This is a genomic window from Microbacterium sp. CH1 (assembly GCF_001595495.1).
GTDB lineage: Bacteria > Actinomycetota > Actinomycetes > Actinomycetales > Microbacteriaceae > Microbacterium.
In genome coordinates, this window is record NZ_LOSO01000015.1 from 141,754 (window position 1) to 164,554 (window position 22,801).

A 22,801-nucleotide genomic window follows, 5' to 3' on the forward strand; every position below is an offset into this window, starting at 1 on the left:
CTACACCGTCCCGCGCGGCGGCAGGCCATGGTCCACGAGGCGTGCGATGCGCTTCTCGATATCGTCGGGAACATCGCGTAGCTCAGCCACCGTAAGGAGAGCCTCCGAGACCTCCCCAGCGGTCACCGGGTCGCCGATATTCAGCCGCTTCGCGATCTGATTGAGGTTGCCGCCGATATGCGCGATGTGATTGCGAATCGGACCGAGCTCGTACCCGAGCCGATCGGAGATGTCGGCCAGGCCCCAGTCGGTCACGTTCGGGCCCTGGCGCTCGATAGCCAGCGCCCTCGCTTCCACCTCGGCGGCACCCTCACGGTCAGTAATGAGCAGGCGCAGAGCTTCGGAGAAGGAGACCTCTTCGAGGTCGCGTCCGGAGGACTTGGCCAAAGCTCGCCGCACGTCGTCGACGGCTCGTTCCTCGTCGTCGCTGAACCTCAGTGTGCGGCGCTTCGCAAAGTTGACGACCCTCTTCCTCGGACGACGCGGCGTCGCTTCGCTCGCCTTGCCGGTCCTCGTCATCAGGTCGTCCCCTTCGCTCGGTTCTTTGTGCAGTCTGGGCCTTTGCTTCCCCGCTCCGCGAGGGTGGTCCCAGACTACACAAATAACGGCAAGCAGTTTATCCGTCAGACATATCGCTGCGCTCCTGTCCTTGGATACTCCTTGGTCAGGCCTCCGGCCCGACACCCGGATGAAGGCTCCCGCCTCCACGCACAGGTCGTGGCGCCACCTTCCGAAACGGAGAAACCCCATCAGCGCCTCTTCGAGGGCAGATGGGGTTTCTCTACTCGCCGCGACCGCACGGGGCCGCGGGCGACGCAACGCTCAGGCGGCTGGCTGCTTGACCGCCGTCGGCGTGCTTGAAGTCGTCGCGACCAGGGCCGGAGAAGCCGCCTGCGGCGGTCTCTCAGCTGCCTGAGCAGGAACCTGACGATCACTGCCGACTGGTTGCGTCGTAGGCTGCTCCTCAATTGATAGCAGGACGGTGACAGCCTCGATGAGGCGAGCAGCGCGCTTGGCCTCGTCCTTATCGGACGTGACCTCGTAGCGGCCGTGCTTGCCATCACGAATGATGGGTGGTTCAGGCTGGACGTCGAGAAGCTCGTACAGCTGCTCGACGGCGTCACAGCGTGCGAACGCCGCGACCTTGATCGCGTCGTTCACGTTCTTGTCGTAGGCGTCCTGCTCGGCCTGCAGCGCGGCGATCTGCGCAGCTCGGAGCTGACTACGGGTCCTTCGCATGGTGTTCTCCTAACGGTGCGGTGTAGTGGTCAGCCCCGATCAACGGGGCTCGGTCTTAGGTGGGGCTACGGTCTCCTCGCCCCTACCCGGAGGTGCAAAGGGATCGCTGCCGACGTACTGGTCCAGGTCAGCAACGCTGATACCGAGAGCCGTGAGTTCGTCCGCGAGTCGTGAGGTCAGCGCTCGGGACCGCTGCAACGGCGTGTCCCACTCGGAGCGCCAGCCGGCAGTGCAGCCGGGCGTCCGGCAAGTGATAGGGAAGCCCGAGCTCGCAGCGGATCCGTGGTCGGTGGCGCATGAGGCGGTGGCCCCGTTCGCCATGAACCTAGCGATCCACGCTCGAACGTCTTCAGCGACGAACTCGCGGGTCAGTTTCACGCTCGCAAGATCCGCATCGGAGATGGCGGAATCCGGAGGCACCAGAACCCAAGTCTTGGAACGCTTGGTGGTCGGGTCCGGCTTGATCTCGTCGATCTGCCACCCTGCCTTTCGAAGATCCGGAGCCACTCGCCGGAGCTTGCCACTCATGCCACGAGGCTCGGGCCAATAGCGATCGTCCGAGGGTCTGCGCAAGAGCTCGTGAAGGGCCTTGCCGGTACCCGTCCAGCGACGTTTGATCGTCTCGGTGATCGCCACCAGGAACTGGTCGGTGCTCACGATGTCCTCGGCGACAGAATCTTGCGCCCGCCGGTAACGGCTCAGAGTGTCTGACCCCGTTGCATGATCAAGAGCGGCCAAGATCTCGGCGAAGTCCGCCATCCGAGGCTTGTTGCCGAGTTTCACGACGGGCAGCTGCTGCAAGGTCAGAACAACAAGGTCCAACAATGCACCCACCATCGAGGCGTAGCTCGCGTTCCAAGCGGAGTTCAACTCGCGTTCTGAGCGACGCCTGTCTGCGGGGATCACCTCAAGATCTCCCCAGACGCATCGCTCGGCGAGGTCGCCGTTGAGAACGCCGATATCGATACTGGTGAATCCCAGGACGCCCTGCACCTGCATGATGCGCACGTCGTCGTCGGTGTACAGCGCGCGGTCGACATCAGCTTCACCGGTCACGAATCGGCACAAGCCGTCCGACAACCAACGCGGCATCGACGACATATTGTCGAAGACCACGCCGCGCGAGTGAGCCCCGGCGTGAAGCAGCCGGTCCGCATCGTTCGGTGGGCGCCTCACCGGCGCGGTGGTCGGATCGAACAGGGAGAAGAGCCGTCGTGCACTACTGGTCTTGGCGGTTCCCTGTTCACCGAGCAGAGCCAAGGCCGGGCACGGAAGACCGACAAGGATCGTCGCAGCGACGAGCCAGCCGATGATCAAGCCGCGGTCCGAGGCCGGCAGATTGACGAACTCCCACAATGCGTCGAGGTTTCCGCCGCGCGCAGGGACGGGCAAAGGGGCGGTCACGGCGGTGCGGCGAAACAGCACGGGAAGGTCATCGTCGCCGTCGAGGATCTCCCAGCCGGCTGCCGTCACGCGGATGACCTGCTCACTGCGATCGCCGATGTCGATGAAGATCTCGTCGTCGCTGGGGCGCGCCGTGCGCAGGTGCAGCTTGATGGGCTCGAAACTCTCCTCCGCCTCGTACTCAAGCGCGCTCATCGCCTCAGTCAACGCGTTCTGCGAGGCTGTGCGAGCGGTCCGACGCCGGTACATGCCGCCGAGTTCCTTGCGGACGGAGCGTCTGCTGCCGAGGAGAGGAATCGCTACGTGACCGCCCTTGCGAACACCGAAAGGCTTGCCATCGGTATCGACGTGAAGGTCGTAGTGATCGAGGGCCAACTCAACGAGCTGCTGCGCGGTGGACCGCTTCCCGAGCGCCTCGGGGATATCGCGGTCTTCAGGTACGCTGGTGGTAGTCAAATGCAGGATCTCCTTTCAGATCCGCCATGGGGTCGCCGAGTTGCAGCTCGGTGGCCCTTTTTGTTTCTTCCGTATGGGTAGTGCTCGCTCAGGGTTCGAGCGTGATGTCGATCTTGTGGTTGCGGTCCCTTCGTATCCGCGCCTGCACCCTGCCGTGCGCGTGTTGAGCACCAGCAGGCCGCTTCGGGGGCGAGGCAAGAGCAGGCACGCTCCCGGGAGCCGAGGAAGATCGGTAGTGCGGAAGTCACCCCCGCACTTCTCCTGCGCGGACTGCACCTATTTCGCCTCCGAGGTGCCAATAGAGAAGTGATGGGGTTCCGTCCGCATCTCCGCTCCCGTGCGCGGGTTATCTAGGCGACGGCGGGGCGCGCCACGTGCGGAACACCACGCGGAACGTGTCGGTCCCGACAGTTGCCTCGAAGTTCCGCACGGTTTCCGCGCGCAATGGGTCCGGCGAGGACGCATCACATCGCCGGCTCGAGCTGCTCCTCGATCCAACGGTCGACATCGGCCTGACGCCAGCGAACAGCGGCGCCGATCTTCACGGCCCGGGGGAGCGGCTCACCGAGCGACCGCTTGCGGTAGATAGTCGACACAGACATGCCGGTCTGGGCGGAGAGATCGTGAACGTCGAGGAGGGTGTTCGTCGTCTGTGTCATGCGGAGTCCTTTGATAGCGAGTACCAGAAATTTGTAACTTGTGAGGTACCGTAACACAAGCTACATGATTCTGGTAACTTGTAAGCATGGAATCAATGGCATACGCGGAAGCGGTGGGCGGATTTCTTGCCGCCTACCGGCGGCGGCACGGGATTACCCTTGAGGCGATCGCGACCGTTGGACGCGATTACGGAGCAACGTGGAGCCTGTCTAGCGTCCAGGCGATTGAGCGGGGCAAGGCTGCGCCGACGGTTCCGACGCTTCTCACGCTCGCACTCGCACTTGGAAAGCTCTCTGGTGAGCCGCTTCGACTCGCCGACCTTCTTGGGGCTGCGGAGTTGCTGGAACGGCCGTACGAGCTCCGTGAGGATCAGCCCGTGCGGCGGGAGTGGGTCAACCGCGTACTGTCGGGCGCACCGATCGCGCTCGAGGATGGCGACTATGCGCACGTGGGCGCCGCGCCGATAGGTGGGGATCACGAGTGGGACGAGGAACTCGAGATGGCGGCCCTTGAGCATATGAGGGTGCACGGCAGGAAGTCCGAGTCGTATGACCAGGTGGATGCACAGTGGGGGGCCATGACGGAGGTGCCCGACCGTGACACGCGTCAGAGCGCTCGTCGGCCTAGTGTGAGCCTTGCAGAGTCTCGGGCGGCAAAGAAGCTTGGGATACGCCCACCTCTGCTTCAGCAGTACGCGGCGCGACTCTGGGGCCATTCCCTTGAAGTCGAGGCCCTGCTCCGTGCCGGCGAGGACAGCACGCCGCAGGCGCGTGGGCGCGTCACGCGTGTGCTCATTGACGAACTCCGCGCATCCACCGACGGTGAAGTCTGATGGCCAGACCTCGAATGGCGATCGGAACCTACGGCACCATCCACGTGGCCGAGGTTCAGCCGGGGAAGTGGCGTGCCCGCACGCGGTATCGTTTCGCGGACGGCAAATCCCGCCAGATCGAGAAGCACGCGCCGAGCAAGGCCAAGGCGACGGCCGCGCTGAGGCATGCGCTGACCACGATCGAGGCCGACCGCGGTGGCGAGCTGAAACCGGCAACGCACCTCCGCGCCCTCGGCCAGAGGTTCTTGGAGTCCCGGCGTGAGTTGGGGCGCTCAGAAGGCACGCTGGAGACCTACGGCTATGCAGTCACCGCTCATATCGCGCCCCGGATCGGCGACCTCTCAGTCGCCGAGGCCACACCTGAACGGCTGCAGAAGTTCCTTAACGCCGTTGAGAAGGAAGCCGGCCCGGGGGCAGCAAAGAACTGCCGATCGGCGCTGAGTGGCATGCTCGGCCTAGCGGTGCGGAACGGGGCTTTGTCGCACAACCCCGTGCGTGAGCTCGAGCGCGTCACCCAAAGGAAGAAGAAGGGCAGCACCGCAATCCCGTTGGACGAACTGCCGATGTTTCTCCAGCGCGTCCGTGAGGACGAGAAGCTCAACGAGTGGGACACGGTGGATCTGATCACGTTCATGCTCGCGTCAGGGTGGCGAGTGGCCGAGGTGTGCGCGCTCGAAGCGAGCGCTATCGACTTCGCCGCCGGCACAGCTTCCGTTGTCGCGCAGAATGTGCGTGTGAAGGGGCGGGGAATTGTGCGGCAGGAGTTCGCGAAGACCGACAAGTCCGCGCGTACCACCCACTTGCCGGAAGCGACCATGCTCCTCCTTCACAAGCGGCACGAGAGGCTGCGCGCCGATACCAACCTCATCTTCCCGACTCCGCTGATGCGCCCTCGCGATCCCTCGAACACGCAGCGGGAGCTTCGAGACCGTCGCGACGGCCTGGGGTACCCGGGATTGTCAACGCACGCGTTCCGAAAGTCGGTAGCCACGATTCTTGACAAGGCTGGACTGTCCGCGACAGAGATCGCCGACTACCTCGGACACGAGAACCCGAGCATGACCCAGGACGTGTACATGAACACCATCAAGGGCTCCACCAAAGCTGCAGGCATCATGGGCCAGAAGCTGGACGGGCTGATCTAATCCGGTGCGAGAAGCAGCCCGGGGCGGAGTGAGGAGAGGGCTTCCGCTCTACCCGATCGTAGTGTCCGTGGCTGCGGATACGATCCATCGATGACTGATGAGCAGCCGCCGGCGCCTGATCCTGCGAGCGGGCTGAATCTTGCGGACGAGCTGAACCGTGACTTCTATTCGCATTCACCATCGCAGTACCTGCGAACTCGAATCGCGTTGCTCGTCGCCCTCGGCGACGCCGATGCCGCCTTGCATCCCGCGCTCGTTGGAGGTGTCCGTGCGTGGGGTATGGGCGTCGAGCTAGAGGTGCCACTAGACGACGAAGAGATCGACGGATTCGCTGTGGTCGAGTCGATCTCGATCATGTACCTCGCGGCGGAGGCACTCCTGCGGTTGTACTTCGCGCACGTGGAACCGGAGCCTTGTCCGCCGCTGAAGCTCTCGTCGTTGACGAGCTTCGCGAAGTTCAAGCAGATGGCGGGCGACTTGTTGACCAGCCCTCCGCGCAATGAGCTATTGCGCGAGGTATTCCGCGGCAGGCTCGATGCGCCTGCTGAGGTATCCGCGGAGGCATGGACAGAGGACGCTGACGTCCTTCGATTTCTCTTGACTCGGGCAGCCGCGCTGCTCGCCCGCGAGGCTAACGTGTACAACTCGACGAAGCACGGGCTTGCAGTGCAACCTCGGAAATCCGGGCTGCGCCTCGGTAGCGAGGAGGACCCGAATGGCGTGATCATCGACCACCACGGACCGTCCATCCGGTTCCTCAGCAAGGGTCCTAGCGCCGAAGAGGGGGTGCAACAGTGGCGAGAGACGATCCAGTTCGCGTTCCCTTCCATCAACCTCGCAGTTGCATCCGCTTTCGCCGACGAGATCGACGCGATCCACGCGGTGGCGAAGGCGCGCTTGACTGGTGAACAGGGCTCAGTGACGATTCGTCAGCGAGCGTTGATTGACCACCTTCGTGCCGTGCCCTTCGCTAGCAACTACACGGGGCTTCTATCTCTGGGGATGCATCGAGACTTTGGGGTCAGGATTGGGCGCTAGTTGCGTTCGGGCGACGCTGCTGCCTGAGCCTGATAGTGCGGAGTTTGTGCGGAGTCCACGACTGAAAACCCCAGAGCCTGCCCGGAGGGAGGCAGTCGCTGACGCGGAAAAACCCTGATAAGCGCATAAAAGAACCCCCGCGATGTAGAAGCTACGCGAGGGTTCCAGTGGCTCCGACCGGCATCGATCCGGTGACCTTTCGATTTTCAGTCGAACGCTCTACCAACTGAGCTACAGAGCCGCGCGGCGATGATGCTGCCGCGTCCTAGACGAAGAGCCCTCTCCGAAGAAAGAGCTCGTCGCACGGAGCGACCCTGACGGGACTTGAACCCGCGACCTCCGCCGTGACAGGGCGGCACGCTAACCAACTGCGCTACAGGGCCATACTGGTGTTTTCAATTGTATCGGATGGAGTGACCCCAACGGGATTCGAACCCGTGCTACCGCCGTGAAAGGGCGGCGTCCTAGGCCGCTAAACGATGGGGCCGAGTCAGTCCCGGGGGACTTCCTTGCCGACGCTCAAGCATAAGGGATCATTCGGGCAAATCGCGAATCGAGCCCCGAACCGGCTTCCCCCGGGCGTGTTCGAGCGGGACGATGGGGGGTCGGGGATGCCGTTTCCTACGCTCCACGAGCCTGGTGCTGGTGTGAAGGTTGTTGTTACTGTGGCATCTGTGAAACCGGCGGAAGGGGCCGTGTGAACGACAAGACCACGCAGGATGCGGCACTCGCGGCATCCGCGGACTGCGGGTGTGCGCCCACCCCGACGGAGCGCCGTACCCTCTTCGGCGACGGCATCAGCCGCCGCGGCGCTCTCGGACTCGGCGCGCTCAGCGTCGTCGCCCTCAGCGCGTTCGGCATCACGTCCGGAGTCACGGCCGCCCACGCCGCGTCGTACCCGAGCTGGGACGACGTGCAGAAGGCCAAGCAGAACGAGGCCGCCAAGGCCGCTGAGGTGACGCGCATCGAGGGGCTGATCCAGTCGCTCACGCAGAAGGTCTCCGAGACGCAGGCCGCCGCCGAGGTCGCCTCGACCGAGTTCTACAACGCGCAGCAGGCCTACTTCGCCGCGATCGCGGAGGCCGACGCGCTGCAGGAGAAGGCGGACGCGCAGGCCGCCGTCGCCGATGAGTCCGCCCGCAAGGCCGGTCAGGTCGCCGCCCAGCTCTACCGCAACGGCGGTGACGACACGTCGCTGGAGCTGTTCTTCGCGGGCTCCGCGGCCAACGCCGACGAGCTCCTCGCCCGCCTCGGCTCGATGGACAAGCTCCTCGAGTACAACCAGACGGTCTACAACGACGCGGTCGCCGCGCGGAACTCCGCGCAGTCCCTCAGCGACCAGGCGGTCGTCGCCCGGGACGAGCGCGACCGGCTCCAGAAGATCGCCGAGGAGAAGATGGTCGCGGCGCAGCAGGCCGCCGACGCCGCCCAGGCCGCTCTCGACGAGCAGTCCGCGAACCTCGCCACGATGCAGGCGCAGCTCGCCGCGCTGAAGGACACCACCGCGACCACCGTCGCCGGCTACCAGAAGGGCGTCGAGGAGCGCGAGAAGGAGCGCAAGCGCCGCGAGGCCGCCGAGGCCGCCGCGAACGCCGGGGGGAACAGCGGCGGAGGTGGCACCCCGGGAAGCGGTGGCTGGGTGCGTCCGCACGGTGGCTACCGCAGCTCCGGCTACGGCCCCCGCTCGCAGCAGTGCAACGCCAACGGCTGCTCATCGAGCTGGCACTACGGCGTCGACCTCGCTAACGGCTGCGGCGCGGCGATCTACGCCGCCCACTCCGGCACCGTCGACGCAGCCTTCTACAACGGCGGCTACGGCAACTACGTCCGCATCCAGCACGGCGGCGGCATCGCCACCGGCTACGCGCACATCAAGCCCGGCGGGTTCGCCGTGCGCAGCGGCCAGTGGGTCGAGGCCGGACAGGTCATCGCCTACGCCGGCAACACCGGCGGCTCCTTCGGCTGCCACCTGCACTTCGAGGTCTACATCAACGGCCGCTACACGAACCCCATCGACTTCATGGCGGGCAAGGGCATCTCCGTCTGACGGACGGCTGGACAGCAGAAGACCCCCGGACGCCTGGCGTCCGGGGGTCTTCGCTTCGACAGGCTCAGCGACCCAGAGAGGTCGGCGACCCAGATAAGGTCAGTGGCCCTGCTCGCCGAAGCGGACGATGGCCTCGTCGAGGATGCGCTGCGCCTCGGCGGCGTTGCCCCACTCGTCGACCTTGACCCACTTGTTGGGCTCGAGGTCCTTGTAGTGCTCGAAGAAGTGCGCGATCTCCTTCTTCGTGTACTCCGGAACGTCGTCGATGTCCTGGATGTGGGCCCAGCGCGGGTCCTTGGAGAGCACGGCGACGAGCTTGTCGTCTCCGCCGGCCTCATCGCTCATCTTCAGCACGGCGACGGGGCGGACCTCGACGACGACGCCGGGGTAGATCTGGTGGTCGAGGAGCACCAGCACGTCGAGCGGGTCGCCGTCCTCGCCGAGCGTGTTGTCGAAGTAGCCGTAGTCAGCGGGGTAGCCGAAGGTCGTGTAGAGCACGCGGTCGAGGTGCACTCGCCCGGTCTCGTGGTCGACCTCGTACTTCACGCGGCTGCCGCGCGGGATCTCGATGACGGCGTCGTGTGCGCCCATGCGTGTGCTCCTCAGGAAGATCGGTTGGGATGCCGCCGACCAGCCTACTCGGGGGTCGCGGGATGGCTGTCCCGGTGCCGCCGCTGGACGATCCGATTCAGGAAGCGTGAGAGAGGACTGCTCAACAGGAGGACCAGCAGCCCCAGGTAGCCGTTCGGCGACGCGGCGACGGCGATGACCAGGGCGACCGCGAAGAGGACGATCGCCGCGAGATCACCGGCGATTCCGCCGCGGATCACCGCCGGGGGTGCCGTGATGAGCTCCCTGTGCCGCTGCAGATAGAGCCAGCCGGCGAGTGTCGTGACCTGCGTCAGAAGGAGGGTGCCGATGTAGAGGACCGCCTGCAGAGGGTCGGGCTCCATCTGACCGATCATCGCCGTCGGCACCGGCAGCCACACGATGGTCGCCATCCACGCCACGTTGATCCACAGCAGCGCGGGCGTGACCGCCTGGACGTCCCGGTACTGACTGTGATGCCCCATCCAGAACACCGCGATGAGGAGGAAGCTCAATCCGAAGCTCAGAAGCTGGCCGGCGTGTGCGGTGAGGAACTCTGCCGTATCCAGGTGATCGGCGGCCGCCTCGGCGACCGAGTCCGTGAGCGGCAGGATCAGCAACGTCATCGCGATCGCCACGACCGCATCGACGAACGCCTTGAAGCGCTCAGGGCGGAACGACGGAGCAGGGGAGCGACCGGTCACGGCGCCAGGATAGCCCTGCGCGGTTTCGGGCGACACGGCAGCCGAGGCGGTGCCCTAGCGTGGAGGGATGCCTTCCCTCGACCCCGCCGTCGCCGAGATCCGCCTCGCCGTGCGCACCGCGCTCGCCGACCTGCCCGAGGGCTCGACCGTCGTCGTCGCGGTGTCCGGCGGTGCCGACTCGCTCGCACTGGCGGCGGCCACCGCGTTCGAGGCCGCGAAAGTCGGGGTGCGTGCGACCGCGGTGACGGTCGACCACGGTCTGCAGGACGGGTCCGCCGAGGTCGCCGCCGAGACGGCACGCATCGCCGGACGACTCGGGTTGGAGGCGCTCGTCGTCCGTGTCGAGGTCGACGGCGGCGGTGGTCCGGAGGCGGCCGCGCGGGACGCGCGCTACCGCGTGCTCCGGGACGCGGCGGGCGACATCGGCGCGCGGGCGGTTCTGCTCGGTCACACGCTCGACGATCAGGCCGAGACGGTTCTGCTCGGACTCGCCCGCGGCTCCGGGGCGACGAGCCTGCAGGGCATGGCGCCGGACCGGGAGGACGACGACGGCCTCCGGTGGCTGCGCCCGCTGCTCGGCGTGCGCCGCGAGACCACCCGTGCCTTCTGCGCCGCGGCGGAGCTGCAGCCGTGGGACGACCCCCACAACACCGACGACCGCTACACGCGGGTGCGGGTGCGCCGCCACGTGCTCCCGGTGCTGGAGACACAGCTCGGTCCGGGTATCGCCGAGGCGCTGGCGCGCACCGCCGAGCAGCTCCGGGAGGACGCGGAGGCGTTCGACGAGATGATCCACGAGACGATCGAGGACATCGTCGAGCACGCGGAGGCCGGGATCTCGGTGAGCGTCGCCGCGCTCGCCGCCAACCCGGCCGCGCTGCGCAACCGCATCATCCGTCTCGTGGTCGACAGCGAGTTCGGGGCGAGCCTGAGCCGCGCGCAGACGATCGAGGTCGCCCGCCTCGTGACCGACTGGTCGGGTCAAGGGCCGATCGACCTGCCGGGGTGCGCTGCCGTGCGCCAGGGCGGCCGGATCGTGTTCACCGCCGCGACCCGCTGAATCTCAGGCCGCGGCGGCGTCACGTCCTACTTCTTGCCGCCGAAGAGGCCGCCGAGGATGCCGCCGAGGTCGATGCCGCCGCCGGAGCCGCTCTTGCCGCCGCCGAGGAGGCCACCCAGCACGTCGCCCAACCCGCCGCCGGAACCGGAGTCGCCGCCGCCGAGGATGCCGCCGATGACGTCGCCGATCCCGCCGGAGCCCTCCGTGCCCGCGTCCGCCTTCGCCGTCTTGTCCTTGGTCGCGTTGGCGATGAGGCCCATCACGATCGGCGCGAGGATGGGGAGGAGCTTTCCGAAGTCGATGCCCGGAGTCGCCTTCGACTCCGTCAGCTCCTTCGTGACCTCCTTCTCCTTCCCGCCGAGGATGTGGGAGACGATCTTCTCGCCGTCCTCCTGGTCGATGTCGTCGACCGTCGCCGGGCTCGACGCACCGCGGTGCTTGCCGAGGGCCTTCTCGATGGCCGCCGATCCCTCCGAGCTCTCCGCGTTCTTGGCCAGCCCGCCGAGGAGCACGGCGCCACCCTGCTCGACCGCGACCTTGGCTTCGTCGCGCGACACTCCGAGCTTCTGCGCGATGTCGTCGAGGGGGACCTGGCTGAGGATGTCTTGGGTCGCCATGGGGATCTCCTTCCGTCGGGGCGTGCGCCCGCGTCACCGTCAGAGTAGTGCGGTGTCGACCTGCGGGGGAGGTGCGCGCCCACGACCGGAGCACACCGCCGCGTCGCCTAAAATCGATCCATGCGCGCCGCGGAGATCCAGGACGACCTTGCACAGATCCTCGTCACCGAGGAGGAGATCCACGCCAAGCTCGACGAGCTCGCGGCGCAGGTCGCGAAGGACTACGAGGGCAAGGACCTCATCCTCGTCGGCGTGCTGAAGGGCGCGGTCATGGTCATGGCCGACTTCGCGCGCTCGCTGCCGTTCCACGCGCCGATGGACTGGATGGCGGTGTCGAGCTACGGCGCCAGCACGAAGTCGAGCGGTGTCGTGCAGATCCGGAAGGACCTCGACACCGACCTGCACGGCAAGCACGTGCTCATCGTCGAGGACATCATCGACTCGGGCCTCACCCTGAGCTGGCTCCTGGAGAACTTTGAGTCCCGCGGTGCGGAGTCGATCGAGGTGCTCGCGCTGCTGCGCAAGCCGGAGGCCGCGAAGGTCGAGATCGACTGCAAGTACGTCGGCTTCGACATCCCCGTGGAATTCGTCGTCGGCTACGGACTCGACTACGCGGAGCGCTACCGCAACCTCCGCGACGTCGCGGTGCTGGCGCCGCACGTGTACAGCTGACGCTTCGACAGGCTCAGCGACCCAGGCGGGCTCAGCGACCCAGGCGGGCTCAGCGACGCAGGCGGGCTCAGGGCCCGGGCGGGCTCAGCGACCTAGGCGGGCTCAGCGACCTAGGCGGGCTCAGCGACCCAGGCGGGCTCAGGGCTCGGGCGGGCTCAGCGACTTGGGTGGGCTCCGGGCCCGGGCGGGCTCAGCGACCCAGCGGCGGGGCGTTGCGCCGTGGGTGAACGCACAGCGGCCCCCTAGCACGGAGGCGATACGCTGATCCGACCATGGATGTGAAGAAGCTCACCCGCAATCCGCTGATCTACGTCGCTCTGATCGGCGTGCTGCTCTTCGGCGGATTCCTGCTGATCTCGAACCTCGGTGCGCCGAAGCAGATCACGACGCAGGAGGGGCTCGAGCTGCTCTCCGGCACGACCGTGACCGAGGTCGTCACCACCGACGGCGATCAGCGCGTGGACATGACGCTGTCCAAGCCGTTCGAGGGCTCCGAGAAGGTCCAGTTCTACTACGTCGAGGCCCGCGCCGACGAGGTGGTCTCCGCGATCGATGCGGCCGCCCCGAAGGACGGCTTCAACGACGCCGTGCCGCGCGCGACCTGGTTCGACGGCTTCCTCTCCCTGCTGCTTCCCCTCGTGCTGCTCGGCTTGCTGTTCTGGTGGCTCCTGTCGTCCATGCAGGGCGGCGGCGGCAAGGTCATGCAGTTCGGCAAGTCCAAGGCCAAGCTCGTCAACAAGGAGACACCGACGGTCACCTTCGCCGACGTCGCCGGTGCCGACGAGGCCATCGAGGAGCTCCACGAGATCAAGGAGTTCCTGCAGGACCCGGCGAAGTTCCAGGCCATCGGCGCCCGCATCCCGAAGGGCGTGCTGCTGTACGGCCCTCCCGGAACCGGAAAGACCCTCCTCGCCCGCGCCGTCGCCGGTGAGGCCGGAGCCCCGTTCTACTCGATCTCCGGTTCCGACTTCGTCGAGATGTTCGTCGGCGTCGGCGCCTCCCGCGTGCGCGACCTGTTCAGCCAGGCCAAGGAGAACGCTCCGGCCATCATCTTCATCGACGAGATCGACGCCGTCGGCCGCCACCGCGGTGCCGGCATGGGCGGCGGCAACGACGAGCGCGAGCAGACGCTGAACCAGATGCTCGTCGAGATGGACGGCTTCGACCCGAACGCGAACGTCATCGTGATCGCGGCCACCAACCGTCCCGACATCCTCGACCCCGCGCTGCTGCGCCCCGGCCGCTTCGACCGTCAGATCGGTGTCGACGCCCCCGACCTCAAGGGCCGCCAGAAGATCCTCGAGGTGCACAGCAAGGGCAAGCCGCTGTCGAAGAACGTCGACCTCGAGGTCGTCGCCCGCAAGACCCCCGGCTTCACCGGTGCGGACCTGGCGAACGTGCTCAACGAGGCCGCGCTGCTCACGGCCCGCTCGAACGCGCAGCTCATCGACAACCGCGCCCTCGACGAGGCCATCGACCGCGTGATCGCCGGTCCGCAGCGTCGCACTCGCGTGATGAAGGACAAGGAGAAGCTCATCACGGCGTACCACGAGGGCGGACACGCGCTCGCGGCGGCGGCGATGAACTACACCGACCCCGTGACGAAGATCACGATCCTTCCCCGCGGCAAGGCGCTGGGCTACACGATGGTGCTGCCGCTCGACGACAAGTACTCCGTGACCCGCAATGAGCTGCAGGACCAGCTCACCTACGCCATGGGCGGTCGCGTCGCCGAGGAGCTCGTCTTCCACGACCCCACCACCGGCGCCTCCAACGACATCGAGAAGGCGACCTCGATCGCCCGCAAGATGGTCATCGAGTACGGCATGACGACGCAGGTCGGCCCCGTCAAGCTCGGCACCGAGGGCGGCGACATGTTCGTCGCGCGCGACATGGGCCGTGGCCGCGAGTACTCCGAGAAGGTCGCGGAGCGCGTCGATGCCGAGGTGCGGGCGCTCATCGAGCAGGCGCACAACGAGGCGTACGCGGTGCTCAGCGAGAACCGGGACATCCTCGACCGTCTCGCCCTCGCGCTCCTCGAGGAGGAGACCCTCGACCACAACCGCATCGCCGAGATCTTCACCGAGGTGAAGAAGCTCCCCGAGCGTCCGCTGTGGCTGTCCAGCGAGGACCGCCCGGTCTCGGAGCGGCCGCCGATCGAGGTCCCGAAGAAGGACGTCTCGCTCGCCGCCTCGGTCGAGGCGCCGACGGCCCCGCCGCGTCCGCAGCAGGGCTCCGCCGGAGCGGGCAACCCTCGTCCCGCGACGGCGTGACGTGACCGTCGACAAGGGACGCGTCGAGCGGCTCACCAGGGAACTCCTGGAGGCGATCGGCGAGGACCCCGATCGTCCGGGGATCAAGCAGACGCCCTCCCGGATGGCCGAGCTCTACGCGGAGTTCTTCGCCGGGGTGGGCGAGGATCCCGCCGAGCCGCTCGCCCACACGATCAGCGTGACCCGCGGGCCGGCGCCGGACACCCTGCCGTCCGGCGCGGTGCTGCTGCGCGACATCCGCTTCCGCTCGGTGTGCGAGCACCACCTCCTGCCCTTCGCAGGGCATGCGCACATCGCCTACCTTCCGGGCGAGCAGGTCGTCGGCCTCGGTGCGCTCGTGCGCGTCGTGGAGATCCTCGCCGCGCGGCCGCAGGTGCAGGAGCGGCTGGGGGAGCAGATCGCCGACACGATCGCCGAGAACCTCGACGCGCGCGGCGTGCTCGTCGTACTCGATGCCAGCCACGGCTGCGTGACGATGCGGGGAGGGCGGCAGACCGAGGCCTCGACGCTGACCATCGCGGCGCGCGGGGTCTACACGGATCCCGTGGCGCGTGCAGAGCTGGTGACCCTGATCGGCATGACCGTGCCGGGGGCCGGGACGTCGCGCGCATGACCGGCATCTGGGGCATCGTGAACGTCACCCCCGACTCGTTCAGCGACGGCGGGCGGTATCTCGACGCAGACCGCGCGGTCGCCCACGGCCTCCGTCTGCGCGCGGAAGGGGCGTCCGTCCTCGACGTCGGGGGCGAGTCGACCCGGCCGGGCGCGGAACGCGTCGGGGTGGACGAGGAGCAGCGCCGGGTCCTTCCGGTCGTCGAACAGCTCGCGGCGGCCGGTGCCGTCGTCAGCATCGACACCCTCAACGCGTCGACCGCCTCGGCCGCCGTGCGCGCGGGAGCGCGCATCGTCAACGACGTCTCCGGCGGACTCGCCGACCCCGACATGCGCGCCGCGGTGGCGGAGTCGGGAGCCGACTTCGCGATCGGGCACTGGCGGGGCTTCTCCGCCGACATGTACGCGAACGCCGATTACCGGCGCGTCGCCCGGGAGGTGGCCGGCGAGCTGCGCGAGCGCATCGGGGAGGCGGCCGCCGCCGGGATCGCGCCCTCCCGCCTGATCGTCGACCCCGGTATCGGGTTCGCCAAGGCCGGTGCCCAGAACTGGGACGTGCTGCGGGGCCTCGACGAGATCGTGGGTCTCGGCTTCCGCGTGCTGGTCGGGACGTCGCGCAAGCGCTTCCTCGCCGACGTGCTGCAGGAGGCGGCGCCGGGCGGTGACGGCGTGACCGAGGAGCGCCGGGACCTGGCCACCGCGGTGACGAGTGCGCTCGCGATGCGCGCCGGCGCCTGGGCGGTACGCGTGCACGACGTCGCGGCCACCCGCGACGCCCTCGCGATCACCCGCGCCTGGGAAGGCTGAGTGCGAGGTCGGAGCGTCGCCGTACCCTAGAGGCATGGACTTCCTCGACGAGATCGTGCTGACAGGGCTGACCGTGTTCGGCCACCACGGCGTCTACCCGCACGAGCGGGAGAACGGGCAGGAGTTCACGGTCGACCTCCGGCTGCGGCTCTCCCTCGAACAGGCCGCCGCGTCCGACGATGTGACCGACACCGTGGACTACGGCGAGCTCGCGCAGCGGGTGGCCGCGGTCGTCGCGGGGGAGCCGGTGAACCTCATCGAGACCCTGGCCGAGCGGATCGCGGACGTCGCCCTCGGTGACCGCCGCGTGCAGCAGGTGACGGTGACGGTGCACAAGCCGCAGGCGCCGATCGCTCTGACCTTCGGCGACGTGGCCGTGACGGTGCATCGGACGCGGGCTCCGGAGTCGCTGGAGGACATCACCACATGAGCCGCAACCTCTCCCGCCCGCCGGAGGTGCCGGGCCCCCGAGCTCCGCGCCCCGAGACGGTGGCGGTCGTCGCGCTCGGCGCCAATCTCGGAGACCGCGAGGAGACGATCCGTGCCGCGGCCGCGCGCATCGCTCGGCTTCCGCTCGTCTCGGACGTGCGCCTTTCGCGCCTATTCGAGACGGTGGCGGTGCGCGTGGACGGCCCCGATCCGGACGCGCCCGGGTACGTGAACGCGGTGGCCCTGGTGACCACCCGGCTCGCTCCCGAGATCCTCCTCGGCATGCTGCACGCCATCGAGGACGAGAACGGCCGCGTGCGCGGAGAGCGGTGGGGCGACCGCACTCTCGACCTCGACCTCATCGCCTATGGCGACGTCGTCTCGGACGACCCTCGGATCCAGCTGCCCCATCCGCGGGCGGCGGAGCGGCTGTTCGTCCTGGAGCCGTGGCTCGACGTCGACCCCGACGCCGAGCTCGTGGGGCGCGGCCGGGTCGCCGATCTGGCGGCGGACCTTCGCGCGCGAGGCGAGGGATGAAGCGCACCTCCGCCGGACTTCTCGCCGTCCTCGCGCTCGTCGGCGCCGGGGCCGGCTTCATCCTCGACCAGACGCTCACGGCGACGGGGCGGGCCACGTTCACGCCGTCCCTCTTCCTCCCGGTGCTGCTCGTCCTCATCGCGGGCGCATCGCTCGGGGTGGCCTGGCCGGTGCGGCGCAGCGTCCGCTCCGGGGTGCGCATCGACCCGTTCCGTGCCCTCCGGGCCGCGACCCTCGCGCGGGCGTCGAGTCTGCTGGGGGCGATCCTGGCGGGCTTCGGGGCGGGCCTGCTGGCCTTCCTCCTCACGCGCCCCATCGATCCCCCGATAGGGTCGACTGTGGCCATGGTGGCGCTGATCGCGAGTGCGGTCGTGCTCGTCATCGCCGCTCTCGTCGCCGAACAGTTCTGCACCCTGCCGAAGGATCCTGATGACTCAGAACCCAGAGACCGCGCCCCTGAACCCGGCGGAGGGCACTGACCTCGGCGCCCTCGACCAGGGCACCTACACGGGCCTGCGCACGGCGCGCAACGAGGCCCGCCTCGAGCTCGACGGCACCTGGCACCAGATCTCGCCGCGCTACGTGGTGTCGCAGATCGTGCAGAACGTCATCTTCCTGGCGCTCGTCGTGGCGGCGGCCGTCGTACTGAACATCGTGCTCGAACAGGACTGGGTGTGGATCCCGGCCGGGGTCATCATCCTCATCACCCTCGTGACGCTGGTCATCCTCCCGCGTCAGGCGCGCGCGATCGGCTACATGCTGCGGGCGGACGACATCGTGTTCCGCAAGGGCATCCTCTGGCAGCGCATGATCGCCGTGCCGTACGGTCGCATGCAGCTCGTGGACATCACCCAGGGGCCCCTCGACCGGGCGTTCGGCATCTCCCAGCTCAAGATGGTCACCGCGGCGGCGACCACCGGCGTGCAGATCCCCGGCCTCACCCAGGCGGCGGCCGAGGCGCTGCGCGACACACTCATCCAGGTCGCCGAGACCCGCCGGACCGGACTGTGAGCGAGTCGCAGCTCCCCACCGCCGCGCCGGGGCAGACCTCCGCGGGCGCGCCGTCGACGCACCTCGCGGACGGCGAATGGCACCGGATGCATCCGCTGACGCCGCTCTTCAAGGGCGGCCTGGCGCTCATCATCGTCGGCGGCATCGTGATCGCGAACATGCGCGACCGCGTCATCGCCTGGCTCGTCGGGCAGTTCGCGCCTGAGGAGGCGCACTACGACGACTACACCGGCGGCGATCCGGTCGACTGGGTGCTCGCCAACAACTTCGCCCTGATTGCCCTGCTGGGTGTCCTGGCGCTCGTCGTGGTGCTCGTGGCCATCTTCTGGTTCGTCTGGCGCTTCCAGCAGTTCCGGATCACCGGGGAGCACGTCGAGGTGCGCAAGGGCATCATCTTCCGGTCGCACCGTCGCGCCCCGCTCGACCGTGTGCAGGGCGTGAACCTCACGCGGCCGTTCCCCGCACGCATCATCGGCCTCGCGAAGCTCGAGGTCGTCGGCGCGGGCACGGATGCGAACGTCGCGCTCGAGTACCTGGCCACGCCGCGCGCCGAAGGGGTGCGCGCCGAGATCCTGCGCCTGGCCTCCGGTGCGCGAGCCGCTCGGCACGCGGCGTTGGATCCGCAGAGCGGCGCGCCGTCCAACGGGACCGCTCCGGCTTCCGCTCGGGCACAACTCGTCGGCTCGATGAACGAGGGCGTCAACGGCCTGCTCGCCGGCGTGGACCTGCAGGACGTCGTCCCCGAGAGCGTCGTCAAGATCCCGGCCGGCCGGCTGATCGGCTCGCAGCTCATCTCCGGGTTGCTGTGGCTGGTCTTCTTCGGCGTGATCTTCGCGATCGCGATCGGCAGCACCCTCATCGGCATCCTCGTCGATGGCGATCCCGACGGCGGGGTGGTGCTGCTGGGCATCGGGCTCGGCATGGGCGTCCCCATGGTCATCGCCGTGGTCGGCATCACCTGGGCGCAGATCTCCAAGTCGCTGCGCTACTCCATCGCGCCCACCCCCGACGGCGTGCGCATCACCTACGGCCTGCTCACCACGGTCACCGAGACCCTTCCGCCGGGCCGCATCTTCGCGGTCGAGGTGTCGCAGTCCCTGCTGTGGCGGCCGTTCGGCTGGTGGACCATCAAGATCAACCGCATGAGCGGCAAGAGCGCCGCGCAGCAGTCGTCGAGCAGCGGTCAGCAGTTCAACGTCGTGCTCCCGGTCGGCAAGCGCGCCGACGTCGAGCGCGTGTTGTCTCTCGTGCTGCCCGACGTGCCGGCCGAGAGCATCCCCGCGCTGTGGGACCAGGGTGTCGTCGGTCCGACCGATGCCGACCCCTATCGGACGATGCCGCGCCGGGCCTGGTGGCGGCGACCGTTCTCCTGGAAGCGGCACGGCTATACGGTGACGACGGACGGTCTGCTCCTGCGCCGCGGCATCGTGTGGCGCAAGCTCGCGGTCTTCCCGCTCGCGCGTCTCCAGGGCGTGTCGCTGAGCCAGGGGCCCATCGACCGGGCCCAGGGGGTCTCCGGTGCACAGGTGCACACCGTGCCCGGGCCGATCACCGGCCTCCTCTCCGGGCTCGAGCGCGCCGACGCCCTCGCACTGCTCAACGAGGTCAGCGTCGCCGCGGCCGAGGCGGCGTCCCGAGACCACACGCACCGCTGGAGCGAGCACGCCGTGGCCGGAACTCCGGTCGCACCGCCCGCTCCGCCGGTGTTCGGTGGTCCTACGACGCCGGCGTCTCCCGCGTTCGGAGGGGCGGCATCCGCACCGCCTGCTCCGCCCGCTCCGCCGGCCCCGTTCGCGCCGCCGGCTCCGGCGACCGGTGTTCCGGGGGCGGCGACTCCGCCGGTCCCGCCCGTCCGGACTCCTCCGGTGACGCCGCCGCCGGCTCCGCCGGTCACGGCGCCCCCGGTCGCGCCGCCGCCGGCCCCGCCGGTCACGGCGCCTCCGGTCGCTCCGCCGCCGGCGCCGCCGGTCGCGCCGCCACCGCCGCAGACGGCTGCCCCCTCGATCTCTCCGGCGCCGACCGGTCCGACCCCGCCGGCGCGACCGGACACGTCGCGCGAGGAGTGAGCGTGGTGCGCGACGGGCGCCTCGGCGTCGGCATCGTCGGGGCCGGGCGCGTCGGTCCGGTGATCGGCGCGGCACTGGCCGGAGCCGGGCACGCGATCGTCGGGATCACGAGCGGATCGGACGACGAGCGTGCGTCCGCGGTGCTCCCGGGCGTCCCGGTGCTGGACACGCAGGAGGTCGTGCGGCGCGCCGAACTGGTGATCCTCGCGGTCCCTTCCGCCGAGCTTCCGGCCCTCGTCTCGGGCATCGCGGAGCTGGGCGGGTGGCAGATCGGCCAGCTCGTCCTGCACACCGATCCGGCGCAGGGCATCGAGGTCCTGCGCCCGGCGGCGGAGCGCGGTGCCATCCCGTTGGCGGTGCACCCGGCGATCACGTTCACCGGGACCTCGATCGACCTCCGGCAGTTGCAGGCGGGCTTCGCGGCGGTCACCGCTCCCGCCGCCGTGCTCCCGATCGCTCAGGCGCTCGCCGTGGAGATGGGGTGCGAACCGGTGGTCATCGCGGAAGCCGACCGTGCCGCCTACGCCGACGCGATCGCCACGGCCACGGAGTTCTCCCGCTCGATCATCGGACAGTCGACCTCGCGGCTCCGTGACATCGGGGTCGAGAACCCGGGTGGCTTCCTGTCGGCTCTGGTGCAGTCGACGGTCGAGCGGGCGCTGCGCGACGCCTCGGATCCGCCCCCGCTGGTCTGATCGCCTTCCCGGCGCGTCGGCTCGGCCTCAGCGTCCGCCGGAGAAGCCGCCTCCGCCTCCGCCCCCGGAGAACCCGCCGCCGAACGAGCCGCCAGTAGCGGACGAGGTGCCGGTGGACGGGGCCGAGTAGGTCGCGGCCGCCGTGGAGGAGCTCATGAACGCCACGAGCGACGTGCGGAGGGCGAAGGACGTGGGGTCGCCGATCCAGGTCGGGCCGTGCGCCTCCCGACTGTAGGCACTCTCCAGCACCCGGCCCCACTCGTCCTCCATGCCGAACAGCATCGCGTAGGGGAGGAGGCGCTCGTAGACATGGATGACGTCCGCCCCCTCCTCGGTGCGCCGTTCTGCGCCGGTGTAGGACTGCAGCATCCGCAACCGGTCCTCCTCCGCGACGCGGATGAACTCGCGCACCCCCTGCAGATGCTCGTACGCCTGCGCACCTTCCGGCGTCAGCACTGTGTGCCGTGAGAAGGTGAAGAAACTGGACGCCGCGACGAGCAGCGTCCCGACGGAGATGGCGAGAAGCGCGGGGCCGGCGGACAGGCGTCCGGATGCCACGGCCACGATGGCGACGACGAGACCGGCCACGGCGACGGCGATGGCCACGGACTGCAGGATGACGGCAGTGCGGCTGCGCGCCGTGGTCGTCAGCCCGCGGCGGGAGGCCTCCTCCTGGCCCTTCGTCGTCAGCGCGGTCATCCGCGTCGCGAAGGCCTCGCTCTCGGTCGGCAGGTCCACGACGCCGTCCGCATCCGCGTGGAGGAAGAGCGCGTCGAGCGCAGCCTGATCGAGGGGGCTCGGCGCCCTGCCGTGGGGCTGTCGTCGCAGCCGGGGCGCTTCGGCTGATGCGCCTTCCTCGATGCGCAGGGCGCCGCGGACGGCGAGGTGCACGATCTCGGCGGGCACCACGTTCTTGGCACCAGGGAGGAGCGCGGCCGCGAGGAGGGGAGGCTGGTCGTCGGGGACCTCGTACTGCGCCACGATGATCCCGGTGGCGCGGCGCCGACGTCGTCCCGAGCCCACCGTGGCCGCCCAGCCGGCCGCGGACAGGCCGACGGCGCCGACCGCAGCGAGCACCGGCCCGAGGTCGGCGACGGGATCGGGCAGGCGGGCGGCCGGTTGGGTCACGGTCCCCGGTGCGAAGCCGACGGCCACCGTCACCCCGTCCCCGGCGGGAAGCGACCGGGCCTCGACATGGAACGTCGCGCCCTCCCCGCCCGCGATCGGCCCCGCGAGCTCGCAGGGAGCCGTGGATCCGGCAGGGCCGATGTAGCATTTCGTCGCGCCGGTGAGATGGGTGGCCAGCGCCGGGTCGAAGCGGATGTCGGCCCGGAACGCCTCGATCGGCTGCGTGCTGTCGAGGGGGAGGAGATCCCAGTAGAACTCGTCCGCGGTACGGGAACCGGATGCATCGGGCGCACTGCCGACGATGATGTCGCGCATCTCGTATTCGATGACGTAGGTGGTCAGGCCGTGGACGAAGTCGTCGTCGCCGGTGAGGACGAAGAGCGTCCCGTCGTCCTCGTCGGTCTCGTACGGGATGGCGGCTCCGTCCTCGTCGGTGACCGCGAGCACCCGGGTGTCGAGCGCGGCGTCCTTGTACGTCGTCGCCAGCCCCCGCACGATGCCGCGGTTCTGGTCGGCGTCGGGGAATCGCGCGACGACGGTCTCCGTCACCTGCATGCGCGCCCGCCCGTCCTCGTCGAGCCCGACGTTGTACACCGCGTCCCAGGAGGCGTAGGAGAAGTCGTCCACGTCGGCGGCGGAGACGCCGGTGGTCGCGGTCGCCGGGGCCGCCGCGACGGCGATCTCCGGCGCGAGGACGGGGACGGTGGCGAGAGCGACGACGGCGCTCGCGCGGAGGATCCGAGTGGGGGCCATGCCTCGAGGCTACCCAGCACGCCGCGCG

The 22,801-nt window shown here is 68.8% G+C and carries 23 protein-coding genes and 3 tRNA genes; 15 read left to right on the plus strand and 11 right to left on the minus strand.

Annotated elements, in window-relative coordinates; translation table 11 throughout:
* From mobC to AUV07_RS08970, 4 genes are all read right to left on the minus strand, one after another.
* On the minus strand, positions 1 to 519 hold the full coding sequence (gene mobC, locus AUV07_RS08955) for a plasmid mobilization relaxosome protein MobC (RefSeq protein WP_029266142.1): 519 nt from the start codon (positions 517 to 519) through the stop codon (positions 1 to 3).
* Between the two features lie 303 nt (positions 520 to 822).
* The gene (locus tag AUV07_RS08960) at positions 823 to 1,239 is read right to left on the minus strand and encodes a hypothetical protein (protein WP_029266140.1); all 417 of its coding nucleotides are present in this window, start codon (positions 1,237 to 1,239) and stop codon (positions 823 to 825) included.
* Between the two features lie 39 nt (positions 1,240 to 1,278).
* Positions 1,279 to 3,099 carry a hypothetical protein gene (locus AUV07_RS08965; RefSeq protein WP_051667911.1) on the minus strand — a complete coding sequence of 607 codons (1,821 nt, stop codon included), beginning with the start codon at positions 3,097 to 3,099 and terminating at the stop codon, positions 1,279 to 1,281.
* A 464-nt stretch (positions 3,100 to 3,563) separates the two neighbouring features.
* Positions 3,564 to 3,758 (minus strand): helix-turn-helix transcriptional regulator, encoded by a 195-nt coding sequence (locus AUV07_RS08970; protein ID WP_062635491.1) that lies wholly within the window; start codon positions 3,756 to 3,758, stop codon positions 3,564 to 3,566.
* Positions 3,759 to 3,853: 95 nt separating this feature from the next.
* On the opposite strand from AUV07_RS08970, the gene AUV07_RS08975 reads away from it, so the two are divergent.
* The 3 genes from AUV07_RS08975 to AUV07_RS08985 all read left to right on the plus strand — a co-directional run bounded on the left by AUV07_RS08975 (position 3,854) and on the right by AUV07_RS08985 (position 6,774).
* Entirely contained in the window at positions 3,854 to 4,591 is a 738-nt protein-coding gene (locus tag AUV07_RS08975; RefSeq protein WP_062635493.1) for a helix-turn-helix domain-containing protein, read from the plus strand.
* A 14-nt stretch (positions 4,592 to 4,605) separates the two neighbouring features.
* A complete protein-coding gene (locus AUV07_RS08980) occupies positions 4,606 to 5,736 on the plus strand; it encodes a site-specific integrase (protein ID WP_062635495.1) in 1,131 nt (376 codons plus the stop codon).
* 90 nt (positions 5,737 to 5,826) lie between these two features.
* Positions 5,827 to 6,774 (plus strand): hypothetical protein, encoded by a 948-nt coding sequence (locus AUV07_RS08985; protein WP_029266130.1) that lies wholly within the window; start codon positions 5,827 to 5,829, stop codon positions 6,772 to 6,774.
* 168 nt (positions 6,775 to 6,942) lie between these two features.
* Here the strand turns inward: AUV07_RS08985 and AUV07_RS08990 are convergent.
* The 3 genes from AUV07_RS08990 to AUV07_RS09000 form a co-directional block, all read right to left on the minus strand.
* Positions 6,943 to 7,015, minus strand: a tRNA-Phe gene (locus tag AUV07_RS08990).
* Between the two features lie 68 nt (positions 7,016 to 7,083).
* Positions 7,084 to 7,157: transfer RNA gene (locus AUV07_RS08995), tRNA-Asp, on the minus strand.
* Positions 7,158 to 7,188: 31 nt separating this feature from the next.
* Positions 7,189 to 7,261, minus strand: a tRNA-Glu gene (locus AUV07_RS09000).
* A gap of 210 nt (positions 7,262 to 7,471) precedes the next feature.
* Here AUV07_RS09000 and AUV07_RS09005 point away from each other — a divergent pair.
* Positions 7,472 to 8,821, plus strand: a complete 1,350-nt coding sequence (locus AUV07_RS09005; RefSeq protein WP_062635499.1) for a M23 family metallopeptidase — start codon at positions 7,472 to 7,474, stop codon at positions 8,819 to 8,821.
* Between the two features lie 99 nt (positions 8,822 to 8,920).
* Here AUV07_RS09005 and ppa read toward each other — a convergent pair whose 3' ends face one another.
* Both ppa and AUV07_RS09015 read right to left on the minus strand, forming a co-directional pair.
* Positions 8,921 to 9,412, minus strand: coding sequence for an inorganic diphosphatase (ppa, locus tag AUV07_RS09010; protein WP_025104593.1), 492 nt, complete (start codon positions 9,410 to 9,412; stop codon positions 8,921 to 8,923).
* Positions 9,413 to 9,456: 44 nt separating this feature from the next.
* Positions 9,457 to 10,113: a TMEM175 family protein gene (locus AUV07_RS09015; protein WP_062635501.1), complete on the minus strand. Its 657-nt coding sequence runs from the start codon at positions 10,111 to 10,113 to the stop codon at positions 9,457 to 9,459.
* Positions 10,114 to 10,180: 67 nt separating this feature from the next.
* On the opposite strand from AUV07_RS09015, the gene tilS reads away from it, so the two are divergent.
* Positions 10,181 to 11,173: a tRNA lysidine(34) synthetase TilS gene (gene tilS / locus AUV07_RS09020; RefSeq protein ID WP_062635503.1), complete on the plus strand. Its 993-nt coding sequence runs from the start codon at positions 10,181 to 10,183 to the stop codon at positions 11,171 to 11,173.
* Between the two features lie 26 nt (positions 11,174 to 11,199).
* Here tilS and AUV07_RS09025 read toward each other — a convergent pair whose 3' ends face one another.
* Complete coding sequence (locus AUV07_RS09025) at positions 11,200 to 11,790, minus strand: DUF937 domain-containing protein (protein WP_062635505.1); 591 nt, start codon at positions 11,788 to 11,790, stop codon at positions 11,200 to 11,202.
* Positions 11,791 to 11,910: 120 nt separating this feature from the next.
* Here AUV07_RS09025 and hpt point away from each other — a divergent pair, with 120 nt between their 5' ends.
* From hpt to AUV07_RS09075, 10 genes are all read left to right on the plus strand, one after another.
* The gene (gene hpt, locus AUV07_RS09030; RefSeq protein WP_062635507.1) at positions 11,911 to 12,462 is read left to right on the plus strand and encodes a hypoxanthine phosphoribosyltransferase; all 552 of its coding nucleotides are present in this window, start codon (positions 11,911 to 11,913) and stop codon (positions 12,460 to 12,462) included.
* A gap of 272 nt (positions 12,463 to 12,734) precedes the next feature.
* The gene (gene ftsH / locus AUV07_RS09035) at positions 12,735 to 14,735 is read left to right on the plus strand and encodes an ATP-dependent zinc metalloprotease FtsH (RefSeq protein ID WP_062635509.1); all 2,001 of its coding nucleotides are present in this window, start codon (positions 12,735 to 12,737) and stop codon (positions 14,733 to 14,735) included.
* 1 nt (position 14,736) lies between these two features.
* Entirely contained in the window at positions 14,737 to 15,348 is a 612-nt protein-coding gene (folE, locus tag AUV07_RS09040; protein ID WP_025104588.1) for a GTP cyclohydrolase I, read from the plus strand.
* Positions 15,345 to 16,154: a dihydropteroate synthase gene (gene folP, locus AUV07_RS09045; protein WP_062635511.1), complete on the plus strand. Its 810-nt coding sequence runs from the start codon at positions 15,345 to 15,347 to the stop codon at positions 16,152 to 16,154. The genes folE and folP overlap by 4 nt, the downstream gene beginning before the upstream one ends.
* A gap of 34 nt (positions 16,155 to 16,188) precedes the next feature.
* The gene (folB, locus tag AUV07_RS09050; RefSeq protein ID WP_062635513.1) at positions 16,189 to 16,584 is read left to right on the plus strand and encodes a dihydroneopterin aldolase; all 396 of its coding nucleotides are present in this window, start codon (positions 16,189 to 16,191) and stop codon (positions 16,582 to 16,584) included.
* The gene (folK, locus tag AUV07_RS09055; protein ID WP_062635515.1) at positions 16,581 to 17,120 is read left to right on the plus strand and encodes a 2-amino-4-hydroxy-6-hydroxymethyldihydropteridine diphosphokinase; all 540 of its coding nucleotides are present in this window, start codon (positions 16,581 to 16,583) and stop codon (positions 17,118 to 17,120) included. The genes folB and folK overlap by 4 nt, the downstream gene beginning before the upstream one ends.
* On the plus strand, positions 17,117 to 17,599 hold the full coding sequence (locus AUV07_RS09060; protein ID WP_062635517.1) for a DUF3180 domain-containing protein: 483 nt from the start codon (positions 17,117 to 17,119) through the stop codon (positions 17,597 to 17,599). Before folK ends, AUV07_RS09060 begins: the two co-directional genes overlap by 4 nt.
* Entirely contained in the window at positions 17,550 to 18,131 is a 582-nt protein-coding gene (locus tag AUV07_RS09065; RefSeq protein WP_062635519.1) for a PH domain-containing protein, read from the plus strand. Before AUV07_RS09060 ends, AUV07_RS09065 begins: the two co-directional genes overlap by 50 nt.
* Positions 18,128 to 20,197, plus strand: coding sequence for a PH domain-containing protein (locus AUV07_RS09070; RefSeq protein ID WP_062635521.1), 2,070 nt, complete (start codon positions 18,128 to 18,130; stop codon positions 20,195 to 20,197). The genes AUV07_RS09065 and AUV07_RS09070 overlap by 4 nt, the downstream gene beginning before the upstream one ends.
* A gap of 2 nt (positions 20,198 to 20,199) precedes the next feature.
* Positions 20,200 to 20,892, plus strand: coding sequence for a DUF2520 domain-containing protein (locus AUV07_RS09075; protein WP_062635523.1), 693 nt, complete (start codon positions 20,200 to 20,202; stop codon positions 20,890 to 20,892).
* A gap of 27 nt (positions 20,893 to 20,919) precedes the next feature.
* On the opposite strand, the gene AUV07_RS09080 is transcribed toward AUV07_RS09075, so the two are convergent.
* Entirely contained in the window at positions 20,920 to 22,773 is a 1,854-nt protein-coding gene (locus AUV07_RS09080) for a DUF2207 family protein (RefSeq protein ID WP_062635525.1), read from the minus strand.
* Positions 22,774 to 22,801 lie beyond the last annotated feature (28 nt).

Excerpts from the sequence above, each read along its gene's own strand:
- AUV07_RS08980 (WP_062635495.1), top strand. The coding sequence starts at position 4,606 with ATGGCGATCGGAACCTACGGCACCATCCACGTGGCCGAGGTTCAGCCG.
- mobC (WP_029266142.1), bottom strand. The coding sequence starts at position 519 with ATGACGAGGACCGGCAAGGCGAGCGAAGCGACGCCGCGTCGTCCGAGG.
- AUV07_RS09025 (WP_062635505.1), bottom strand. The coding sequence starts at position 11,790 with ATGGCGACCCAAGACATCCTCAGCCAGGTCCCCCTCGACGACATCGCG.
- folK (WP_062635515.1), top strand. The coding sequence starts at position 16,581 with ATGAGCCGCAACCTCTCCCGCCCGCCGGAGGTGCCGGGCCCCCGAGCT.
- ftsH (WP_062635509.1), top strand. The coding sequence starts at position 12,735 with ATGGATGTGAAGAAGCTCACCCGCAATCCGCTGATCTACGTCGCTCTG.
- AUV07_RS09080 (WP_062635525.1), bottom strand. The coding sequence starts at position 22,773 with ATGGCCCCCACTCGGATCCTCCGCGCGAGCGCCGTCGTCGCTCTCGCC.
- tilS (WP_062635503.1), top strand. The coding sequence starts at position 10,181 with ATGCCTTCCCTCGACCCCGCCGTCGCCGAGATCCGCCTCGCCGTGCGC.
- AUV07_RS09060 (WP_062635517.1), top strand. The coding sequence starts at position 17,117 with ATGAAGCGCACCTCCGCCGGACTTCTCGCCGTCCTCGCGCTCGTCGGC.
- AUV07_RS09065 (WP_062635519.1), top strand. The coding sequence starts at position 17,550 with ATGACTCAGAACCCAGAGACCGCGCCCCTGAACCCGGCGGAGGGCACT.
- AUV07_RS08985 (WP_029266130.1), top strand. The coding sequence starts at position 5,827 with ATGACTGATGAGCAGCCGCCGGCGCCTGATCCTGCGAGCGGGCTGAAT.
- AUV07_RS08970 (WP_062635491.1), bottom strand. The coding sequence starts at position 3,758 with ATGACACAGACGACGAACACCCTCCTCGACGTTCACGATCTCTCCGCC.
- AUV07_RS08975 (WP_062635493.1), top strand. The coding sequence starts at position 3,854 with ATGGCATACGCGGAAGCGGTGGGCGGATTTCTTGCCGCCTACCGGCGG.
- folP (WP_062635511.1), top strand. The coding sequence starts at position 15,345 with ATGACCGGCATCTGGGGCATCGTGAACGTCACCCCCGACTCGTTCAGC.
- folB (WP_062635513.1), top strand. The coding sequence starts at position 16,189 with ATGGACTTCCTCGACGAGATCGTGCTGACAGGGCTGACCGTGTTCGGC.
- AUV07_RS08960 (WP_029266140.1), bottom strand. The coding sequence starts at position 1,239 with ATGCGAAGGACCCGTAGTCAGCTCCGAGCTGCGCAGATCGCCGCGCTG.
- ppa (WP_025104593.1), bottom strand. The coding sequence starts at position 9,412 with ATGGGCGCACACGACGCCGTCATCGAGATCCCGCGCGGCAGCCGCGTG.
- hpt (WP_062635507.1), top strand. The coding sequence starts at position 11,911 with ATGCGCGCCGCGGAGATCCAGGACGACCTTGCACAGATCCTCGTCACC.